Consider the following 21,008-nt stretch of genomic DNA (forward strand, 5'->3'; position numbering starts at 1 on the left):
GGCGCTGTGGGTCGCCGCGGTCCTGCAGCGGCACGTCGTCGACGAGGAGCTGCCCGTGGTGGCCGGCCTCGTCCGCGCCGGGCAGGGGGACGGCGGCGCCAGGCGACCGAGGGCACCAGTGGACGGCGCCGGAACCGCGCGCACCCCGGACGCGGTGAGCTGGCTCGCCCAGCTCGATCGCACGCGCTGGAGCGACACCTCCGCGGACGAGAAGGCCCGGCTGCTCGACGCCTGTCCGGTCGCCGCAGAGACCATCGCGCGGGAGGCGAAGGAGCGCTCCCCACTGTTCCTCCGGACCGCCACCCACGCCGCCGCGGTGGCCACGGCCGCCGGCACCGGCGTCGGCACGCCGCCGACGTCGCTGAAGCCGACGTTCACCACCGCCCGGACCGTCACGAGGACGGCGCACGCGGTCGCCGACCGGGCCCGCGGCCGGCACCGGACGATGACCCTCCTCGGGCTGGGGCTCCTCGCCGGTGGCGTGCTCGGTCTGCTCACCGACATCACCCTGTTCGGGCTGACCGGGCTGATCGCATTCGGCTCGGGGGCGGTGGTCCTGGCGTTCGCGGTCGGCCCGAAGACGAAGGACGCCCTGCGGATCCTGCTCGCCCTGGCGCTGGTGCTCCTGGCAGCCGCACCCTGGTTGCCCTGGTTGGAGGACCGCCTCTTCCGGTGGCTCGGCGACGCGGTCACCTGGATCGGCGAGAACCCGTGGATGTGGCCAGTGCTGCTCTTCCTGGTGGTCCTGCCGCCCGCGTCGGCGGTCGGTGACCTCCTGAAGCGGCGGCGCACGACGGAGCGAGTGCCACCGACCGGTCCGGCCCCGGCCAGAGGTCGACGGAAGGGCAGCGGCGGGGCCGTCCCGACACCTCGGACGAGCTCTTCCGAGGAGGCGACCGCGCAGGGCCAGAAGTAGGCGGCCTCAGGCCGGGTTGATCGACAGCGTGAGCCGCCGGCGGCCCTCGTCGGAGCGGGCGGTGGCCATGCGCTCGGCGGAGGGGGTGCCGTACTCCGTCGTGCGCTGGCGGGCGGGACGGCCGATCGCGGCGGCCATGGCCTCGAGCTCGGCGATGGTCTTCAGCGAGCCGTTCTCGCTGCCGGCCATCCGGCTGATCGTCTCCTCCATCAGGGTGCCGCCGAGGTCGTTGGCGCCGCCCTGCAGCACCGCCTTCGTGCCGGCCTCGGCGAGCTTCACCCAGGACGTCTGGATGTTGGGGATCCGGCCGTGCAGCAGCAGCCGGGCGACCGCGTGCACGGCACGGTTCTCCCGCACCGTGGGGCCGGGACGGGCGACCCCGGCGAGGTAGATCGGTGAGTTGTGGTGGACGAACGGCAGCAGCACGAACTCGGTGAAGCCGCCCGTCTCGTCCTGCAGCGCGGCCAGCGTCCGCAGGTGCGCCACCCAGTGCGCCGGGGTGTCCACGTGCCCGTACATCATCGTCGACGTCGTCGGCAGGCCCACGCGGTGCGCCGTCCGGATGATCTCCAGCCAGGTCGCCGTCGGCAGCTTGCCCTTGGTCAGCACCCAGCGGACGTCGTCGTCCAGGATCTCCGCCGCGGTGCCCGGGACGGAGTCCAGCCCCGCCTCCTTGGCGGCGGTAAGGAAGTCGACGAAGGAGAGCCCGGTCCGGGCTGCGCCGTTGACGATCTCCATGGGGGAGAAGGCGTGCAGATGGATGCCCGGCTGTCGCTTCTTCACCTCGCGCGCCAGGTCGAGGTACGCCGTCCCGGGCAGGTCGGGGTGGATGCCGCCCTGCATGCAGATCTCGGTCGCCCCGGCCGACCAGGCCTCGTCCACCCGGTCGCCGACCTGCTCCATCGACAGCGTGTAGGCGTCGGCGTCGGTGCGCCGCTGGGCGAACGCGCAGAACCGGCAGCCGGTGTAGCAGACGTTGGTGAAGTTGATGTTCCGGTTCACGACGTAGGTGACGTCGTCGCCGTTGACGTCCCGGCGTACCGAGTCCGCGAGCGCCGTCAGCGCGTCCAGGTCGGCGCCGTCGGCGCCCAGCAGCGACAGGTACTCGGCGTCGGTCAGGCCCGCGGGATCGGCGTCGGCCCGGCGCAGCGCGGCGTGCACCTCGGGGTCGCCCACCGTCAGGGCGGTGGAGTGCCCGTCGCGTGCCGAGGTGGTGCGCTCGCGCAGCTCCGACCAGTCGCCGTAGACGGCGTCGAAGTCGCCGCGGCGGTCGGTCGTCCGCCCGACCGTGTCGACCTCGACGTGCAGGTCGACCCGGCCGGACGACGTCCACGCCTCGTCCGGCTCCTGCCACGGCCGGCCCACCGGCAGGCGGTCCTCGACGGCGAGCCCGTCCGGGCCGGCGAGGGCGAACACGTGCGGCCGCACCCGCGGGTCCAGCCACGGCTCGGGCGCGACGACGTACGGCGGCTGGGCGGCCAACCGCTCGCGCAGCTCGAAGCCGGCCTCGGCCGTGAGCGCCGCCAGCTTGTCGATGTTCGGCCAGGGCCGCTCGGGGTTCACGTGGTCGGGCGTCAACGGCGAGACCCCGCCCCAGTCGTCGACCCCGGCCCGCAGCAGCAGCCCGAGCTCGGTGGAGTCGGACAGGTTGGGCGGTGCCTGCACCCGGGCCTTCGGCCCGAGGAGCAGCCGGGTGACCGCCACCGCCGCGACGTACTCCTGCAGCTCCAGGTCGTCGTGTGCCTGCATCGCCGTCCGCGGCTTCGCCCGGAAGTTCTGGACGATGACCTCCTGCACATGGCCGTGCCGCTGCGCCGAGGCCCTGATCTCGCGGATCGCGTCGACCCGCTCGGCGTAGTTCTCCCCGATGCCCAGCAGCACACCGGTCGTGAACGGGACGGCGGAGCGCCCGGCGTCCTCCAGCACCCGCAGCCGGACGGCGGGCTCCTTGTCCGGGGACCCGAAGTGCGGGCCGCCGGGTTCTGACCAGAGCCGGGTCGCCGTGGTCTCCAGCATCATGCCCATCGAGGCGGAGACCGGCTTGAGCCGCTGGATCTCCTCCCAGGTCAGCACGCCGGGATTGAGGTGGGGGAGCAGTCCGGTCTCCTCCAGCACCCGGATCGCCATCGCGCGCAGATAGGAAAGCGTCGAGTCGAACCCGTGCGCCTCCAGCCACTCGGCCGCCACCGGCCAGCGGTCCTCGGGCCGGTCGCCGAGGGTGAACAGCGCCTCCTTGCAGCCCATGGCCGCGCCGGCCCGGGCGACCTCGAGCACCTCGTCCGGCGACAGGAACGCCGCCTTGCCCTGGGCCCGCAGCCGGCCCGGCGTCGTCACGAACGTGCAGTAGTGGCAGCGGTCGCGGCAGAGGTGGGTGAGCGGGATGAACACCTTGCGGCTGTAGGTCACGACCCCGGGCCGCCCGGCCGACGCCAGGCCCGCGTCACGCACCCGCGCCGCCGCCGTCAGCAGCCGGTCCAGCGGTTCGCCCTCGCCCAACCCGCGCGCGTGCAGCAGCGTCTCGGCCTCGACCGCGTCCAGCACGACGCCCCGCTCGGCGCGCACGACGGCACGGCGCAGGGCGGAATCGGTCGGTACCGGCAGCGAGTTCATGACCGGACTGACGCTAGTCGCCCAATCCATGATCCTGAATAGTGACTACGACGATGTGAGCCCCATCACTCAGATGTCGCGGCGCTGGAACGACAGCGCGGTCAGTCCCCAGATCACGGCGATCCACACCGCCGCCCACGCCAGGTAGGCCGGCGCCAGCGGTGCGTCGCTGAGGAAGGGGAACCCACCCTCGCCCGGGCCCATCTGCACGAGCGCGACGGGGTCCTGGAAGGCGTTCATCGCCCCGCGCCACAGCCCGTCGGTCGGCAGCACGATCCGCGAGACGGTGCCGACGCGCTCGACGCCCTCGTTGCCCAGGGCGCCGCCGATGCCGCCGACCACGCCGGCGACCCACGTCGCGCCGAAGAGGCCCACCGAGATGATTCCCGACGCCATGGGGGAGACGACGCTGGAGAGCAGCAGGGCCAGCGTCAGCAGCACCAGCGTCTGGCCCGCGAGCAGCGCGAGACCGCTGACGGGTGCCGGCGGCCAGTAGCCCACCGCGGCCCGGACGACCAGGAGCTGGGCGAGGCCCGCCAGGATCACGTACCCGCCGCCGAAGGCGAGCAGGCCCAGCCACTTGCCGAACAGGACGGCGGAGCGGCGCACGGGGCGGGCGAGGATCGCCAGCGCCTGCCCCGACTCCACCTCGCCGGCCAGCGTCGGCCCGGCGAGGAACGCCGTGCCGATCGCGGCGATGAGGCTGAAGCCGAACATGATCAGGTTGAGCAGCAGCGAGGCGACGAGGCGGGCCTCGCCGCTGGTCATGGTGCCGAGCTCGGTGTCCAGGCCGATGAGCTTCGAGAAGCCCCAGGCGCTGAGCGCGAGCAACGCGACCGTCAGCACCAGGAGCGCCCAGATCACCCGGCGGCGCAGGGCCTCCCGGAGGGTGAGGCCCGCGACGGTCAGGGCAATCATCGGGCGGCCTCCATGGCAGCGGGCTCCTCGTGCCGCAGGACGGAGAGCAGACGCTCCTCGAGGCTGATCCGCACCGGCTCGACGGCGTGCACGCGGACGCCCAGGCCGACGAGGTCCTGCACCAGGTCGGGCACGGTGACGCCGTCGTCGTCCGCCGTGAGCTGGACGGTGAACCAGTCGCCGCTGCGGGTCAGCGCGCCGGCCGCGGCCAGCCGCCGCTCCGCGCGGCCGTCCACGTCGGCCAGCCGCAGCCGCACCTCCCGCTGCCCGAGCAGCTCGGCGAGCGTGCCCGACGCCGCCACGCGGCCCTGGTCGAGGATCACCACCCGGTCGCAGACCCGCTCGACCTCGCCGATGAGGTGGGAGTTCAGCAGGACGGCGATGCCGCGGGACTTCAGCGACAGCACGAGGTCCCGGACGTCGACCCGGCCGAGCGGGTCGAGGGCGCTCGTCGGCTCGTCGAGGACGACGAGCTCCGGCCGGGCGACCAGCGCGACGGCGAGCCCGAGCCGCTGCTGCATGCCCTTGGAGAACCCGCCCACGCGGTCGCCCCCTCGCTCCGTCAGGCCGACGAGCGCCAGGCACTCCCGACGCTCGGAGGCGTCGACGTCGACCTTCGCGAGCCGGACGTGCAGGTCCAGCACCTCCGTCGGCGTCAGCCACGGCTGGTAGCGGAACAGCTCGGGCAGGTATCCGACGGCGCTGCGGGACCGCGGGTCGGTCGACCGCCGGCCCAGCAACAGCACCTCACCGGCGTCGGGCCGGACGAGGCCCAGCAGCATCTTGATGACGCTGGTCTTGCCCGCGCCGTTCGGCCCGAGCAGACCCAGCACCTCGCCGCGGGCCACGGTGAAGGAGACGTCCTCGACGGCGGTCCGGCGCCCGTACCGCTTGCGCAGTCCCGAGCACCAGACCGCCGGGGACGGCGCCAGCCCGGCCAGATCCTGGGCGGTGGTCGCGCTGTCGGAGCTCACCCCCCGGACGGTAGCGGCGTCAGCGGAGGCCACGGGCGACCGACAGGAGCTCGTCGGCACTCAGCGACCCGGCGACCCCGGTCATCACGCCGTCCTCCACCCAGACCACGCCCGCGAAGAGCCCGTTGCGGGAGGTCAGCACGGTCGCGTCCGCCCCGTCCACGTCCGCCTCGGAGCTGGTCACCAGCTCGGCGGGCACGGGCAGGGGCAGCGTCGCGCCGTCCTCCGAGAGGTCCTTCAGCTGTTCGGCGAGGTCGTCCGGCAGCCCCGGGAGGGACAACAGGTAGTCGCGCACATCGGCGAACTCCACGTCGCCCGAGGCGTCCACCGTGGGGGCGCCGACACGGGCGACGACCAGGGTCGGGACTCCGGTGGGCTGCGCCCAGAAGGCCGCCACGCCGGGACCGGCGGTGAGCCGCAGGGAGCTGCCGTCGACACCGGGCGGGGGAACCGGCAGGTCCTCGCCCTCGGCGGCCGCGGCCTGTGCCGCCTTCTCCGCGGAGAAGGTGAAGACCGCACTCATGGTGCCGGCCACCCGGTAGGTCGGGTCCCCGCTCACGCCCTCGGGCAGGTCGGAGACCTCGGGGACGGCGAGCCCGGTCCGCTCGAGCGCGGTCGCGGCGTCGGGTACCTCGACCGTCTCCGGCTCCTGGAGGAACTCGAGGTCGCCGTAGGCGGAGAGGTCGGGGAGCTGGACCAGGTCGGCGGCGGTCACCTGGACCGGGTCCACCTGCTCGGCCCGGAAGATCGGCAGCCAGTCGTTGGCGGCTGCCACGCCGGCGCCCGTCACCAGGACGGCCGCGCTGAGGGCGGCCACCACGGGACGGCGCACCGCGGAGCGCCACCGGCCGGAGCTGAGGGCCACCGGTCGGACGGGGGCGGCGGTGGTCGTCGAGAGCCGGGCCCAGGCGCGGTCCACGTCGACGTCGCGGGTCACCGGAGAAGCGAGCGCGGAACCCACGAGCTGCGCCTCGGCGCGGGCGGTCTCCAGGTCTCGCCGGCAGGTGGGGCAGGCAGCGATGTGCGCGCGGTCGTCGTCGGTGACGCCGGCCGGTTCGTCGACCAGTCGGCGCAGGACGCCCTCACTCGGGTGACGCATGGCGGTTCAACTCCTTGAGCAGGACGGACTCGGCGCGGCGCACGGTGGTGCCCACGCTCCCGGGGGACAGGTCGAGGGCGGTGGCGACCTCGGCGTAGCTGAGGCCGCTGTGCCGGAGCACCAGCGCGGCCGCCTGCCTGTGCGGCAGGCGGGCCAGCGCGGCGCGGACGGAACTCCGCTCCTCGCGGGTGATCACGAGGTCGGCGACGTCCGGGACGACGGTGGGACCGTCCCCGGCGATCTCCTCGCGGGCGCTGCGGCGCCGCCCGGAGCGGAGCACGTTGAGCGCGGTGTGGGTCGCGGCGACGGTCAGCCAGCCGCCCGCCTCGTCGGCCGGCACCGTGGAACGGCCGAACGAGAGGAAGACCTCCTGGGCGACGTCCTCGGCCTGGTCGCGGGAGCCGAGGACGCGCGCGGCGACGGCGACGACCCGCGCGTAGTTGCCGCGGAAGACCTCCTCGAGATCCGTCCGGACGTCGTCCCTGCCCCGTGACATGCCGGTGCCCCGATCAGTCCGGGGCCGGGCCGCACCGCGCAGCCCGGGGAGGGGCGCTGCGGCGGCGAACGATGGCCGTACGAGTTCCACACCCGGTAAGCACCGCCGACGGCCCGGATGTGACAGCGACCGGCGTATTTCTTCCGCGGACCGTCACGGCCGGGTGAGGGGGGAGCCCGACTCGTCGACGTACCGGCCGCGCAGCCGCAGCAGCGGTCGGGCGTCCGGGTGGAGCGCGGACACGTCCTCGACGGCCAGCACGGCCACGACGTGGTCGCCCGCCTCGACCAGCCGATCCAGCCGGCAGTCCAGCGCGGCGACCCCGCCGGTCAGCACGATGGCGTCGCTGCCGGGGGCGCGCGTCCAGGGCACGGCCTCCAGCAGGTGCCGGGCGCTGGGCCGCCCGGCCGAGGAGAACCGCGACGCCACGATGGCGTGCTCGGCGGCGAGCACGGTCAGCCCGCAGGAGCCGACCTCCTCGAGCACCTCCGCCGGATAGCCGGCCGCGGTGAGCCCGACGGCGACCAGCGGCGGGGACGCCGAGACGCTCATGACCGAGGTGACCGTCGTCCCGACGTCGTCGATGCCGTCCCGGACGGTGAGCAGGCAGACCCCGGCGGCGTACTGGCCGAGTGCGGCGGCGAACTCGGTGGCGTCGACCGGCATGGCGATGAGTCGATCACATCGACAGGATGAGGCGTGAGCGGACAGGGGCGTGAGCATCGCAGCGAGGAACGAGTGACGAGCGGAGCGCCCCGCGGGAGCGAATGGGGCACTGTGGATCAGACCTATGACGTCGTCGTCCTCGGGGCCGGGTCGACCGGGGAGAACGTCGCGGACATCGTCGTCCGGGGCGGGCTGACCGCCGTCCTCGTCGAGAACGAGCTGGTCGGCGGGGAGTGCTCGTACTGGGCCTGCATGCCCAGCAAGGCGCTGCTGCGCGGCACCGAGGTGCTGGCGCAGGCGCGGGCCGTCGACGGCGCGGCCCAGGCCGTCACGGGGGAGCAGGACGTCGACGCCACCCTGGCCCGCCGGGACACGTTCACCTCGCACTGGGACGACTCCGGGCAGGTCGAGTGGGTCGCCGGCGCCGGCATCGACCTTATCCGCGGCACCGGCCGGCTCGACGGCGAGCGCACCGTCGTCGTCACCGCGGCCGACGGCTCGGAGACGCGGCTGACCGCCCGGCACGCGGTGGCGGTCTGCACCGGCTCCGCCGCCGCCGTGCCGCCCATCCCCGGGCTGAGCGGCATCGAGCCCTGGACACCGCGCGAGGCCACCAGCGCCAAGGACGTGCCCGGGCGGCTGCTGATCATCGGTGGCGGCGTCGTGGGCTGCGAGATGGCGACCGCCTGGCGGGGCCTCGGCGCCGAGGTGACGCTCGTGGAGCAGGGCGCGCACCTGCTGCCGCCGCTGGAACCCGCCGCCGGCGAGGCCGTCGCGGCCGCGCTGCGCGCGTCCGGGGTCGACGTCCGCCTGGACGTCGGGGTCTCCGCCGCCCGCCGCGAGGGCACGGAGGTGGTGCTCACGTTGTCATCGGGGCCCGCCGTCCCCGACGAGGTCCGGGGCGACGAGGTCCTGGTCGCGGTCGGGCGCCGCGCACGGACCACTGAGCTCGGCGTCGACACCGTGGGTCTCGAGCCGGGGAAGTACCTCCAGGTCGACGACACGATGCAGGTCACGGGGCTGCCCTGGCTCTACGGCGTGGGCGACGTCAACGGCCGCCGCCAGCTCACGCACATGGGCAAGTACCAGGCGCGGCAGGCGGGCGCGGTGATCGTCGCCCGTGCGAGGGGCGAGGAGCCCGACACCTCCGACTGGTCGCCGTACGTCGCCACCGCCGACGCCGTCGCGACGCCGTCCGTGGTGTTCACCGACCCGCAGGTCGCCAGTGTCGGGCGCACGGTCGCCGAGGCGGAGGAGGCCGGCCTGCCGCACCGCGTGGTCGAGTACCCGATCGGCCAGGTGTCGGGCGCCGGGCTGTTCGCCGACGGCTACACCGGGACGGCGATCGCGGTCGTCGACACCGAGCGCGAGGTGCTGCTGGGCATGACGTTCATCGGGCCCGCCGTCTCCGAACTGCTGCAGGCCGCCACGATCGCCGTCGTCGGGGAGGTGCCGATCGGCCGGCTCTGGCACGCCGTCCCGGCCTATCCGACGATCAACGAGATCTGGCTCCGGCTCCTCGAGACCTGGCGGGGCTGAGCGCGATGGCGCGGATCGGCCTGGTGCTGCACCCCCGGCGGGACTGCTCGCCGGCGGTCAACCAGGTCCTGACGTGGACGTCGACCAACGAGGTGGAGCTGGTCGCGTCCGCCGACGACGTCACCCGCCTGGGCCTCGGCGGGCTGCACCCGGTGTCGGTGGAGGAGCTGGCCGGAACCTGCGACGGGATCATCGCCCTCGGCGGGGACGGCACCCTGTTGGGGGCGATGCGCCTGGTCGTGGACCGGCCGGTCCCGGTGCTCGGGGTCAACTTCGGCAACCTGGGGTTCCTGACCGAGGTCGAGGGGGCGGACCTCGACGCGGCTCTGGGCGCGCTGGCCGACGGGCGGGTGACCACCGACCTGCGCGAGTGCCTCGTGGTGCGGCACGGCGAGGGCGAGAGCATCGCCTTCAACGACGTCGTCCTGGCGCGCGTGCCGGGTGAGGGCATGGTCGAGGCGACGCTCTCGGTCGCCGGGCGCCGGTACGGGCACTACCGGTGCGACTCGCTCATCCTGGCCACGCCCATGGGATCCACCGCCTACAACTACGCGGCCGGAGGGCCGGTGGTGAGTCCCGGTGTCCAGGGCATCCTCGTGACCCCGTCGGCCCCGCTCAACGGGATCGCCCGCAGCCTCCTGCTCGGGCCCGGCGAGCCGCTGCGCCTCGAGCTGACCGACGGGCACCCCGCGGTCGAGCTGGACGGCGTCCTGACCGGACGGCTCGAGCCCGGTCGCGTGCTGGAGGTGGAGCTGCGGCCGGACGCAGGGCGGCTGGTCCGCATCGAGGGCTCGCGGGCGGCCGACCGCAGCCGGGTCAAGCTGTCGCTGCTCGACCTGCCCCTGCTGCCGCAGGAACTGCTCGAGCTGGTCCCCGAGGGGCTGCGCCGGCGCCTCGCGGACGCCGACTGAGGCGCAACGTCCCGTCAGGGCAGCGGGAACGGAGCGTCGCTCGGAGCCGGCAGGGCGCCCGCCGTCGTCGCCGTGACCGTCATGGTGCGGAACTGCGCGACGCCGCCGAACAGGGAGAGGAACGCGGTGTCCGCGGCGTCCCGTCCGGAGCAGATCCGCAACAGCGAGCTCGTGGGTGCCAGCCGCGTCGAGTCGACCACGCACCAGGTGCCGTCGATGTCGGCCTCGACCACCGCGTGGAAGTCCATCGGCGAGAGCCCGGGGGCGTAGACCGCGACCAGCCGCGCCGGGATCTCCAGCGACCGCAGCAGCGTGATCGTCAGGTGCGCGTAGTCGCGGCAGACGCCCTGGCCGGCCAGGAGCGTGTCGATGGCGGTGTCGACCGGCCGGCTCGCCCCGGAGGTGTAGATCAGCCGGCGGTGGACCCAGTCGGCCACCGCGGGCACGAGTTCGGTCCGCGGCAGGTTCCGGTCGAACTCGGTGCTCGCGAAGCCCTCGAGCTGGTCGGACGGGCAGTAGCGGCTGGGCCGCAGCGCCTCCGCCCACTCGGCGGGGGTCACGCTGCGCGGAGCGCCACCGGTCCCGGCCGAGGCGCTGTAGGTGACCGTGGTGTCGCCGGGCTCGAGCTGCAGACGGTGCACGCGGGCGCCGGCGACGTCGATCTCCTCGGGCTCCACCGGGCTCCCGCCCGACAGCACGGTCAGCTGCTCCGACGACGGATCGGCCACGGCGACCTGGAGCAGCGCGGTCGCCGGCTCCGGAGAGGTCATGGTGAGGGTGGCGGCGACGTCGATGCGCATGCGGCCATCGTGGCGTCTGCGCAGGTCGCCCGCCCTGTGTGCTCCCTCACCCCGGCCGGCGGAGGGCTTGCTCAGTCCTCGTCCGGGTTCTCGCCGATCTCCTCCAGCAGCTCACTGGTGAGCGCGAACTCGCCGGTGAGGTAGCCGGTGTCGTGGTCGCGCGGCTCGTCGTCCTGAATCAGGAGCGGCCGCTGCGGCGCGGTCTCGTCGTTGGCCGACCGAGGCGAGGGCACCGCCGGGGGCTCCATCTCGTCCGGCAGCAGCTCGCCGGCGACGATCTCGACGGGCGCGTCGATCATCTCGCCGAGCATCACCTCGGTGGGGCTGGGCAGGGGAGCGGGACGGCCGAAGGCGTAGCCCTGCGCCATGGCGCAGCCGTGGTCGAGCAGCCACGCCGCCTGGTCGAGGTCCTCGATGCCCTCGGCGATCACCTGCAGGCCCATGCCGCGCCCGAGCTGGAGCAGGCCCTGCACGAGGGCCGCGGTCGCCGGCTCGGTGACGACGTCGGCGACGAAGGACCGGTCGATCTTGACGGTGTGGATGGGCAGCCGGTGCAGGGCCGTGATGGCCGAGTACCCGGTGCCGAAGTCGTCGAGCGCGAGCGTGACGCCCGCGTCGGTGACGACGGCCACGGAGTGCAGCGTGGCCTCGGCGGCGAACAGCGCCGTCGACTCGGTGATCTCCAGCTCCAGGCGAGCGGGGTCGAGGCCCGAGTGCGCGAGCGCGTCCGCGACGAGCTCGCTGAAGCCCTCCTCGGCGAGGTGCCGGGCGGAGATGTTGACGTGGACGCGCAGATCCTCGGGCCAGGCGGCGGCGTCGGTGCAGGCGCGGTGCAGCACCCACGCGCCGAGCTTGGACGTGAGCCGGTTGTCCTCGGCGGCGGAGAGGAAGGCCGCCGGCGGCAGCAGGCCACGGGTGGGGTGCTCCCACCGGACGAGCGCCTCGTAGCCGAGCAGCTGCTCGTCGGCCAGGTGGACGATCGGCTGGTAGAAGAGCCGCAGCTCCTCGTTCTCCAGTGCGTGCTTGAGGTCGGTCTCGAGCTGGAGGGCGTCGACGTCGTCCCGGCTGAGGGCGCCCTCGTGCACCTCGATGCGGGCCCGGCTGCCGTCGGCCTTGGCGCGGGTCAGCGCGCTCTGCGCCTGCCGGAGCAGGTCGTCGGGGGTCATGTCGGACCCGAGGGTCAGGCCGACGCTGGCCGACAGGGTGATCTCGCGGTCGTGGACGAGGAACGGCTCGTCGAGAACGCTGAGCAGCCGGTCGGCGAGCGCGCGCAGGCCGTCGAGGTCCTCGACGTCCTCGGCGACGACCAGGAACTCGTCGGCACCGAGGCGGACGGCGGTGTCCTCGACCCGCGTGCTCCAGCGCAACCGGTCGGCGACCTGGCTGAGCAGCATGTCGCCGGCCTCGTGGCCGAGGGCCTCGTTGACCGCCTTGAAGCGGTCGATGTTCAGGTGCACGAGGCCGACCTGCAGCCCACGACGGCGGGAGAGCGCCACCGCGTGGCGCAGCCGGTCGGTCAGCGCGCGGCGGTTGGGCAGCCCGGTCAGCGGATCGGTGAAGGCCCGGCGGACCAGGTCCTCCTCCGCGCGGCGGCGGTCGGTGACGTCCACCAGCGAGAGGACGACGAACTGCGCGTCGCCGTTGTTGTGCCGGACGACCTCGTGCGACTGGACCGCCCACAGCTCGGTGCCGTCGGAGCGGCGCAGCCGGCGCTCGCCGTCGAGCAGGAGGTTCGCGTCCATGTGCGGCTCGCCCGGGCCGGGGACGAGGCCGAGGTCGCCCACCGGCGGGTCGTCGGGGTGGGCGAGCAGGTCGATGTGCCGGCCCGCGAGCTCGTCGGCCGTCCGCCCGGTCAGCGCGCACATCATCGGGTTGGCGACCAGCACGTGACCCTCGAGGTCGACGAGCGCCTTCGGGATGGGGGCGGCGAGGAACAGGGCCTGGAAGAGCTGACCGCGGTCGGCGAGCAGGGTGTCGATCGCCCGCATGCGGTGACCTGCGGGGCCGGCGGGCGGCACCTCTGAGGCGGGAAGGCTCACCTCCACAGGGTCACGCATCGGAGGCGGGAAGTGACGGAACCTGGCTACGGAGAGTCGTGATCGTGCCGTCACGGTGCGTTAGTTCGCCGCTGCTCATGGGCGTGATGTGCCAACCGACGGGGACCGGCCCGTCACATTGCCACCGTCCCCTGGTTCACTGCGGCGTGCCGTCGCGGCGAGGTCTCGAGGTGCGAGGTCGACCGTCGGCCCTCGGGCGCGTTCGTGCTACTCCTCGGAGGATGGCAACGGAGCGGTGCAGGAGCTCCCTCCGCGGGCGTCACCGGGAACAGCGGGACCGCCGGCAGCGCTCTCGTCCACACGGACGAGAGGTGAGTGCGGTGGAGAAGAAGATCGGGTTCCTGTCCTTCGGGCACTGGCAGCCCATCCCAGGGTCGCAGGTGCGCACCGGCCGGGACGCCCTGGTGCAGAGCGTGGAGCTGGCGGTGGCCGCCGAGGAGCTCGGGGTGGACGGCGCCTTCGTGCGGGTGCACCACTTCGCGCGTCAGCTCGCCTCGCCGTTCCCGTTGTTGTCGGCCATGGCGGTGCGGACCCACCGCATCGAGATCGGCACCGGCGTCATCGACATGCGCTACGAGAACCCGCTGTACATGGCCGAGGAGGCCGCCGCCGTCGACCTGCTCAGCGACGGCCGGCTGCAGCTCGGCGTCAGCCGGGGATCGCCGGAGACGGCGCTGCGCGGCTCGGAGGCGTTCGGCTACGTCCCGCCGGAAGGCAGCACCGACGCCGACCTGGCCCGCGACAAGACGGCCCTGTTCCTCGCCGCGGTGGCCGGACAGACGGTGGTCGACGCCGACCCGCGGATGACCGGTGGGACGCGCGGCCGGCTGGCGATCCAGCCGCAGTCGCCCGGGCTCGCCGATCGGATCTGGTGGGGGTCGGGCACCCGCGCCACGGGGGAGTGGACGGCGCAGCAGGGGATGAACCTGATGAGCTCGACGCTCCTGGTCGAGGACACCGGGGTGCCCTTCGACCAGCTGCAGGCCGAGCAGATCGCCCGCTACCGGACGGCGTGGGCCGAGGCCGGCTGGGAGCGGGAGCCGCGGATCTCGGTGAGCCGCAGCGTGCTGCCGATCGTGAGCGACGAGGACCGGGCCTACTTCGGGAGTGAGCGGTCGAGCGAGGACCAGGTCGGCATCCTCGAGGGCGTGCGGGCCCGCTTCGGCAAGAGCTACGTCGGCGAGCCCGACCAGCTGGCCGAGGAGCTCGCCAAGGACGTCGCGGTTCAGGAGGCCGACACGCTGCTCATCACGGTGCCGAACATGCTGGGCGTGGACTACAACGCCCGGCTGCTGGAGAACATCACGACGCACGTCGCCCCGGCGATCGGCTGGGTGCACCCGGACCAGCGCGCCGCCTGACCCGGGAGCGGTCAGGCGCGCAGGTCCAGGCCCAGGTCGAGCACGGGCGCGCTGTGCGTGAGCGCGCCGACAGCCAGGTAGTCGACCCCCGTCGCGGCGACCTCGCGGGCGTGGTCGAGCGTCAGGCCGCCGCTGGCCTCGAGCCGGCAGCCGGTCCCGCGGGCGAGGTCCACCGCGGCGACGGTGTCGGCGAGGGAGAAGTTGTCCAGCAGCACGAGCTCCACGCCGGCCGCGATCGCCTCGCGCACCTGGTCGAGCGTGTCGCACTCGACCTCCAGCGGCACGGTCGGCGCGGAGCGGCGGACCGCCTCCACGGCTGCGGTGATGCCGCCGGCGGCGGCGACGTGGTTGTCCTTGATCAGGGCGGCGTCGCCCAGCGCCATGCGGTGGTTGGCACCGCCACCGCAGCGGACGGCGTACTTCTCCAGCGCGCGCAGACCCGGCGTGGTCTTGCGGGTGTCGCGGATCGCGGCCGCCGTACCCACCACGGCGTCCACCCAGTGCCGGGTCAGGGTGGCGATGCCGGAGAGGTGCCCGATCAGGTTGAGGGCAGTCCTCTCCGCGGTCAGCAGTGCGCGCGCCGGCCCCGCGACGGTGAGCACGGCCTCTCCCGGCCGGGCGGCGGTGCCGTCGGCGGCGAGCAGGTGGACGTCGATCTGCCCGCGGCCGACCAGGTCGAAGACCGCGGCGGCCACCGGAACCCCCGCGAGCACGCCCGGCGACCGCGGCACGATGTCGCCGGTGGCCTTGGCGAGAGCGGACACGGTGGAGTCCGTGGTCACATCGGGGCCGAGCGCGAGGTCCTCCTCCAGGGCCCGGCGCACCACCCGCTCCACCTCGGCGGGGTCCAGTCCGGCTGCTGACAGGGCCGCCGCGTGCGAGCGGTGCACGGCACCGAACGGGTCGCTCATGCCACGCCCCGGGCGCCGACGAGCGAACGGACCGGTTCGGTACGGGTGTGCAGGTGTCCGGCGCCGTCGAGACGGTGCACCAGCCGGACCCGCCACTCCGGCCGGGTGAGCGGCTCGTCCGTGCGGCGGTGGCACCCGCGGCTCTCGGTCCGGGTCAGCGCCGCGGCGCAGAGGACCGTGGCCGCCGTGTGCAGCGCGGTCGTCTCGACCGCCGCGAGGTCGAGCGGCTGCTCGAGGCCCCGTCGTGGTGCGGTCGCGAGGACGCCGGCCAGCGTCGCGAGACCCGTCGCGTCCCGGAGCACTCCCGCGTGCCGGGATGCGCCCTCGGTGACGGCCCGCCGGGCGGTGGGATCGACGGCCCGGCCGACGGCGGGCTCGACCGCCTGGCCGGGAGCCGGCAGCTCGGTGGCGAGCAGTGCGGCGCACCGGCGGGCGGCCACGAGGCCCTCGGTGATCGAGTTCGACGCCAACCGGTTGGCCCCCTGGACGCCGGTGCAGGCGACCTCGCCGACGGCGTAGAGCCCGGGCACCGTCGTGCGGCCGTCGAGGTCGGCGACCACCCCGCCGCAGCTGTAGTGCGCGGCGGGCACGACGGGCACCGGCTCGCGGGTCAGGTCGTGACCCGCCTCCCGGCAGGCGCGGGCGATGCCGGGGAAGCGACGGGCGAGGTAGTCCGCGCCCAGGTGGGTGGCGTCGAGGTAGACGTGGTCGTCGCCCGTCGCGGCCAGGTGGGCGGCGATGGTCGCGGAGACGACGTCGCGCGGCGCGAGGTCGGCCAGCGGATGGGCGCCGGGCATGATCCGTCGTCCGTCGCGGTCGACCAGCACCGCGCCCTCGCCGCGCACGGCCTCCGACACCAGGGCCTGCTGTCCGGCGGCGCCGCGGCCGGTCCAGAGCACGGTGGGGTGGAACTGCACCATCTCGACGTCGGCGATCTCGGCGCCGGCGCGCAGCGCGAGGGCCAGCCCGTCACCGGTGGCGCCCTCGGGATTGCTGGTCGCGGCGTAGACCTGGCTGTAGCCCCCGGTGGCCAGCACGGTGGCCCGAGCGCGCAGGTCACCGGCGTCGGCGAGCGATCCGTCGTCCCGGATGCGCGCGAGCCGCAGCCCGACGACCCGGCCGTCGGCGGTGCGGAGCGCCTCGAGCGCCGCCGTGTGCTCGAGCACCTCGATGCCGCGGCCGCGCAGTGCCGCACCCAGGGTGCGGGTCACCTCGGCGCCGCTGGCGTCGCCACCGGCGTGCACGATGCGATCGCGCGAGTGGCCGCCCTCACGGGTCAGGGCCGGCCGTCCGTCGGAGGCGAGATCGAGCCGGGCGCCCAGCGCCTGCAGCTGCGCGACGGCGTCCGGTGCCTCCTCGACGAGCGTCCGCACGGCCCCCTCGTCGCACAGGCCGGCGCCGGCGACGAGAGTGTCGCGGACGTGCAGCTCCGCGTCGTCGTCCGGCCCGAGCACCGCGGCCAGGCCACCCTGGGCCCACCGCGTGCTGCCGTCGCCGAGCGTGCCCTTGGTGACGAGCGTGACCGCCCGTCGGGCGTCGGCGAGGACGAGCGCGGTCAGCAGGCCGGCCGCGCCGCTGCCCACGACGACCACGTCGGTCGTGCGGGTCCAGCGGGCCGGGGGCAGCGGCAGCGCCGTCGCCACACGGATCAGGCTCGCGCTCACCTCACTCGCCGACCGGGGACGGCGTGCCGATCGCGACCATCGCCTCGACGGCAGCCCGCGCGCGGGCGGCGATCCCGGGGTCGACGGTGACCTCGTCGCGGCCCTCGCGCAGCGCACGCAGCAGCTTCTCGGGCGTCGACATCTTCATGTAGGGGCAGGCCGCGCGGGAGTTCACCGGCTGGAAGTCGGTGACCGGGTTGGCCTGGCGCAGCTGGTGCAGCATGCCGATCTCCGTCGCGACGAGGACCCGCTTCGCCGTCGTCCGCCGGGCCTGGTCGAGCATCCCGCCGGTCGAGAGGACGTGGACCCGGTCGGTCGGCAGCTGGCCGTCCGACACCATCCACAGCGCACTCGTGGCGCAGCCGCACTCGGGGTGGACCAGCAGTTCGGCGTCCGGTGCGTCCGTGACGCTCTGGCGCAGGTCGGTGGGGGAGATGCCGGCGTGCACGTGGCACTCGCCCATCCAGAGGCGCATGTTGGTGCGCCCCGTGACGCGCTGGACGTGCGCGCCGAGGAACTGGTCGGGGAGGAAGAGCACCTCGCGGTCGGCCGGGATCGACTCGACGACCTCGACGGCGTTGGAGGACGTGCAGCAGATGTCGGTCTCGGCCTTCACCCCGGCGGAGGTGTTGACGTAGGAGACGACGACGGCGCCGGGGTGCTCGGCCTTCCAGGCGCGCAGCTGGTCGGCGCTGATCGTGTCCGCCAGCGAGCATCCGGCGTCGGCGTCCGGGACGAGGACCGTCTTCTCCGGCGCGAGGATCTTCGCCGTCTCGGCCATGAAGTGGACGCCCGCGAAGACGATCGTCGAGGCGTCGCTGCCGGCCGCGAGCCGGGAGAGCGCGAGGGAGTCGCCCACGTGGTCGGCGACGTCCTGGATCTCAGGTGCCTGGTAGTTGTGCGCCAGCAGGACGGCGTCCTTCTCGGCGGCCAGCTGCCGGACCTCGGCGCGCCAGGCCTCCCACTGGTCCGGCGACCAGTCGGCTGCGGTGCGGGCGGGCAGTGTTGCGGTCACCGGTACCTCCGGAGGGGGAGTTTATTACTGTCAGTCGAAAACCTCTGCGGCGAACGTACCATTCCCGTCGTGCCGTCTGTCTGGTCCTCGCCGGAACGCCCGGCCTATCCGCACCAGGCGCTGGCCGTCGTCCTGCAGGTGAGGGACGGGGAGCTCGCGGTGATGCTCTGGCGACGCGCCGCCGAGCCCTTCGCGGGGTCGTGGGCGCTGCCGGGGGGACCGTTGCTGCCCGACGAGACCCTGGGCGCCTCGGTGGCTCGCCAGCTGGCGTCCAAGGTCGAGGTGACGCACCTGGCGCATCTCGAGCAGCTGGAGACGCGCAGCGACCCCGGCCGCGACCCCCGTGGCCGCACGGTGGCCACCGCCTACCTCGGCTTGGTCCCCAGTGACCTCGATCCCGTGCTGCCGGAGGACACCGCGTGGCACCCGGTCGAGGCGCTGCCCGAGTCCGCGTTCGACCACGGCTCGATCGTCGGTTCGGCCCTCGGGCGGCTGCGGGCCAAGCTCTCGTACACGAACGTCGGGTTCGCCCTGGCTCCGCCGACCTTCACGATCGCCGAGCTGCGGGTCATCTACGTCGCGGCGCTGGGCTACGAGGTCACCGCCACCAACCTGCAGCGGGTGCTGCTGCGCCGCGGCGTCCTGGAGCCGACGGGGGAGATCGCGCCACCGGGGCCGCACGGTGGGCGGCCGGCCATGCTCTACCGCTTCGCGGTGGCCGCGCTGGAGGTCACGGACCCGTTCGCGGTGCTGAAGCCGCCCACGGACGGTGTGCCCGCCGCCTCCTGACGGCCGCGCCGGCAACTTCGGGGAAGTTGCTTCTTGCGGAGTCCTTGCGGTTCCCTCGCGGGTCACCTGCGGTTCGGGGGCCACCGTCGTCGTTGTCGCCGGGTGGAGCCACCACCCGGACAACCGGGGGAGACAGAAACCGTGACCACGTCGTCCAGCACGATGACCCGCCGCACGTCCGCCACCTCGATCGTCGCCGCCGTCGCGGCCGTCGGTGCGGCCGCCGCGGTCGCCGGCATGGCGACCTTCGGTGACTTCACCGACAGCACCTCGCCGGTCAACACCAAGGTCGACACCGGCGTCGTCTCGATCGACGTCAGCTCGCCCGGAGGATCGGCCGTCGTGCCGTTCTCCGGCGGCATGATGCTCGCCGGCGACTCGCGCAGCCACCTCGTCGACCTGGTCAACGACGGGACGACGCCGCTCAGCGGGGTGACCGTGAAGTCGTGGGCGACCTCCTCGAGCATCCTCGACCAGGACGTGACGAACGGCCTGCAGCTGACGGTCGAGTCCTGCACGGTGGCCTGGGACGCCTCCGGCGCCAGCCCGACGTGCCCGGGGACCGTGCGGACCTACGTCACCAGCCCGATCGTCGTGACCGACGCCCCGCTGAGCGGCAGTGCCGCCCTGGCCGCAGGGTCGGTCGACCACCTCAAGCTCACCGCATCGCTGCCGGCCGCTGCCACCGGCGACGCGTTCGAGGGCGCTACGAGCGGGCTGAACTTCCAGTTCACCGCGACGCAGCGCACAGGCTCGGCTCGCTGACCGCGAGCTGACGGGCTGGGGGGCCCACAGACAGGCGCGACCCGCGGACGGGGGGAACGAGTGTCCGCAGGTCGCGCCTTTCTGGTTCCCCCACCACAGGTCAGGGGCAGGGCGGCAACGGGAGCAGTCCGCCGAGCGGGTTGCACGTCTGGCCGGGAATCAGAGGCGGTACGGCCGGAACCACCGGCGGTGGGGCCGCGACAACGGGCGGAGGCTGGACCACCGGCGGGGGCGTGACAGGGGGAGGTGTCACCGGCACGCTGGGACCCGGCGCCGATCCGCTCGCTGGCGGAGGGGCCTGGCCGCCCGTCCCCGAGCTCGGGGGCGGACTCGCCGGCTGACCCGAACCGGAGGACGCCGGGGGCGTGGCCGCACCGCCGGTCCCGCCGCTGGCCGCCGGCTGGCCGCCCGGTGCCGCACCGGCACCGCTCTGGTCCGGCGCTGCGCCGCCACCGGACGCGGGCGGCGCGGACTGCGGTTGCGCCCCGGTCGTGTCGCCGGAGGCAGGCGTGGTGTCCGTGAAGCCGATGGCCGGTCCGGGAGCGGCCGGGGCCCAGTACTGGCCGGACGGCCGCGGGACCGCGCCGGAGGTGATGCCGAACATCGGCCCGAGGTCGGCGACCGGGATGCCCGAGCCGTAGGCGCGGGCGAGAGCCAACACCTCCGCCACGTACTCGTCGGAGTGGTTGTAGGCCAGGACCGCCCGGATCAGGCCGGCCTGGGTGCGCAGGTCGCCACCGGCCGTGCAGAGGTAGTTCGCGGCGGCCAGCGCGGCGTCGTTGATGTTGAACGGGTCGGTCGTGCCGTTCCCGTCGGCGTCCACGGCGTAGGACCGCCAGGTGGTCGGGATGAACTGCATCGGTCCCATGGCGCGGTCGTACGTCGTGTCGTTGTCGTACGTCCCGTTGTCGCTGTCACCGATGAAGGCGAACTTCCCGCCGTCCAGTGGCGGGCCGAGGATCTTCGGCGCCGACGAGCCGTCGGGGCTGAGGACGGCGCCGCCGTAGCGACCGTGGTTGGACTCGATGCGGCCGATGCCCGCCAGGAGCGACCAGTCGATCCCGCAGGACGGCGAGGCCGAGCCCATCCGTGCGGCGGCGACCCGGTAGGCGTTGAGCGCGACGTTCGGGATGCCGTTGGCGGCCAGGCCGTCGATGACCGTGGGCGCGGGCGGTGCCTGGCCGGCCTGCTGCACCGGCGTGGCGGTCAGCACGGTGGCCCCCCGCGGTGCCCCCGTGGACAGCTCGGGAATCGTCAGTGCCGCCCCCGCGGACCAGGGCAGCGCGCTGTCGGCGACGCTCGCCGTCGCGACCAGGCCCGGCTTCTCCGGTGAGGCGCCGAGCGCGGTCACCAGCAGCGCGATCCCGCCCACGATGACCCACCTGCGCCGCCCGGATGGACGCCTTCTCCTTGACTGCTGCTCGAGGTCGTGACTGGCCGTCGAGTGCCGCACCGTTGCTCCTCCGACGATCACCTGGTGGCTCGTGGATCCCCCGCTACCTGGCGAGCGGCGACTA

The 21,008-nt window shown here is 74.1% G+C and carries 18 protein-coding genes; 6 read left to right on the top strand and 12 right to left on the bottom strand.

Annotation, left to right across the window (positions count from 1 at the left end; translation table 11 throughout):
- A partial coding sequence (locus E4P40_RS28110) for a hypothetical protein (protein WP_209305309.1) occupies positions 1–916 on the top strand: 916 nt, incomplete at its 5' end.
- A 6-nt stretch (positions 917–922) separates the two neighbouring features.
- On the opposite strand, the gene E4P40_RS13395 is transcribed toward E4P40_RS28110, so the two are convergent.
- The 6 genes from E4P40_RS13395 to E4P40_RS13420 form a co-directional block, all read right to left on the bottom strand.
- Positions 923–3,526, bottom strand: a complete 2,604-nt coding sequence (locus E4P40_RS13395) for a bifunctional FO biosynthesis protein CofGH (RefSeq protein ID WP_135159061.1) — start codon at positions 3,524–3,526, stop codon at positions 923–925.
- A gap of 69 nt (positions 3,527–3,595) precedes the next feature.
- A complete protein-coding gene (locus tag E4P40_RS13400; RefSeq protein ID WP_135159062.1) occupies positions 3,596–4,444 on the bottom strand; it encodes an ABC transporter permease subunit in 849 nt (282 codons plus the stop codon).
- Entirely contained in the window at positions 4,441–5,418 is a 978-nt protein-coding gene (locus tag E4P40_RS13405) for an ABC transporter ATP-binding protein (RefSeq protein ID WP_245160322.1), read from the bottom strand. The genes E4P40_RS13400 and E4P40_RS13405 overlap by 4 nt, the downstream gene beginning before the upstream one ends.
- Before the next feature lie 19 nt (positions 5,419–5,437).
- A complete protein-coding gene (locus E4P40_RS13410) occupies positions 5,438–6,517 on the bottom strand; it encodes a hypothetical protein (protein WP_135159064.1) in 1,080 nt (359 codons plus the stop codon).
- Positions 6,501–7,013, bottom strand: a complete 513-nt coding sequence (locus E4P40_RS13415; RefSeq protein ID WP_135159065.1) for a sigma-70 family RNA polymerase sigma factor — start codon at positions 7,011–7,013, stop codon at positions 6,501–6,503. Before E4P40_RS13415 ends, E4P40_RS13410 begins: the two co-directional genes overlap by 17 nt.
- A gap of 153 nt (positions 7,014–7,166) precedes the next feature.
- A complete protein-coding gene (locus tag E4P40_RS13420; RefSeq protein WP_135159066.1) occupies positions 7,167–7,679 on the bottom strand; it encodes a flavin reductase family protein in 513 nt (170 codons plus the stop codon).
- A gap of 111 nt (positions 7,680–7,790) precedes the next feature.
- On the opposite strand from E4P40_RS13420, the gene E4P40_RS13425 reads away from it, so the two are divergent.
- Complete coding sequence (locus tag E4P40_RS13425; protein WP_135159067.1) at positions 7,791–9,218, top strand: NAD(P)/FAD-dependent oxidoreductase; 1,428 nt, start codon at positions 7,791–7,793, stop codon at positions 9,216–9,218.
- A 5-nt stretch (positions 9,219–9,223) separates the two neighbouring features.
- Positions 9,224–10,129 (top strand): NAD(+)/NADH kinase, encoded by a 906-nt coding sequence (locus E4P40_RS13430; RefSeq protein WP_135159068.1) that lies wholly within the window; start codon positions 9,224–9,226, stop codon positions 10,127–10,129.
- Positions 10,130–10,143: 14 nt separating this feature from the next.
- Here E4P40_RS13430 and E4P40_RS13435 read toward each other — a convergent pair whose 3' ends face one another.
- Both E4P40_RS13435 and E4P40_RS13440 read right to left on the bottom strand, forming a co-directional pair.
- Complete coding sequence (locus tag E4P40_RS13435) at positions 10,144–10,929, bottom strand: transglutaminase family protein (RefSeq protein WP_209305310.1); 786 nt, start codon at positions 10,927–10,929, stop codon at positions 10,144–10,146.
- Positions 10,930–11,000: 71 nt separating this feature from the next.
- On the bottom strand, positions 11,001–12,968 hold the full coding sequence (locus E4P40_RS13440) for an EAL domain-containing protein (RefSeq protein ID WP_245160323.1): 1,968 nt from the start codon (positions 12,966–12,968) through the stop codon (positions 11,001–11,003).
- Positions 12,969–13,306: 338 nt separating this feature from the next.
- On the opposite strand from E4P40_RS13440, the gene E4P40_RS13445 reads away from it, so the two are divergent.
- On the top strand, positions 13,307–14,347 hold the full coding sequence (locus E4P40_RS13445; RefSeq protein WP_209305311.1) for an LLM class flavin-dependent oxidoreductase: 1,041 nt from the start codon (positions 13,307–13,309) through the stop codon (positions 14,345–14,347).
- Between the two features lie 11 nt (positions 14,348–14,358).
- On the opposite strand, the gene nadC is transcribed toward E4P40_RS13445, so the two are convergent.
- From nadC to nadA, 3 genes are read right to left on the bottom strand one after another with little or no spacing between them, the layout of a single operon-like run.
- A complete protein-coding gene (nadC, locus tag E4P40_RS13450) occupies positions 14,359–15,258 on the bottom strand; it encodes a carboxylating nicotinate-nucleotide diphosphorylase (protein ID WP_135159071.1) in 900 nt (299 codons plus the stop codon).
- On the bottom strand, positions 15,255–16,922 hold the full coding sequence (locus tag E4P40_RS13455; protein WP_135159072.1) for an L-aspartate oxidase: 1,668 nt from the start codon (positions 16,920–16,922) through the stop codon (positions 15,255–15,257). Before E4P40_RS13455 ends, nadC begins: the two co-directional genes overlap by 4 nt.
- Position 16,923: 1 nt before the next feature.
- Complete coding sequence (gene nadA, locus E4P40_RS13460) at positions 16,924–17,937, bottom strand: quinolinate synthase NadA (protein ID WP_135159073.1); 1,014 nt, start codon at positions 17,935–17,937, stop codon at positions 16,924–16,926.
- 69 nt (positions 17,938–18,006) lie between these two features.
- Here nadA and E4P40_RS13465 point away from each other — a divergent pair, with 69 nt between their 5' ends.
- Positions 18,007–18,726 (top strand): NUDIX domain-containing protein, encoded by a 720-nt coding sequence (locus E4P40_RS13465; protein ID WP_135159074.1) that lies wholly within the window; start codon positions 18,007–18,009, stop codon positions 18,724–18,726.
- A gap of 141 nt (positions 18,727–18,867) precedes the next feature.
- Positions 18,868–19,491, top strand: coding sequence for a hypothetical protein (locus E4P40_RS13470; protein ID WP_135159075.1), 624 nt, complete (start codon positions 18,868–18,870; stop codon positions 19,489–19,491).
- A 100-nt stretch (positions 19,492–19,591) separates the two neighbouring features.
- Here the strand turns inward: E4P40_RS13470 and E4P40_RS29355 are convergent, their stop codons facing one another.
- The gene (locus tag E4P40_RS29355) at positions 19,592–20,863 is read right to left on the bottom strand and encodes a lytic murein transglycosylase (RefSeq protein ID WP_135159076.1); all 1,272 of its coding nucleotides are present in this window, start codon (positions 20,861–20,863) and stop codon (positions 19,592–19,594) included.
- Positions 20,864–21,008 lie beyond the last annotated feature (145 nt).

The sequence above is a fragment of the Blastococcus sp. CT_GayMR20 genome (assembly GCF_004570345.1).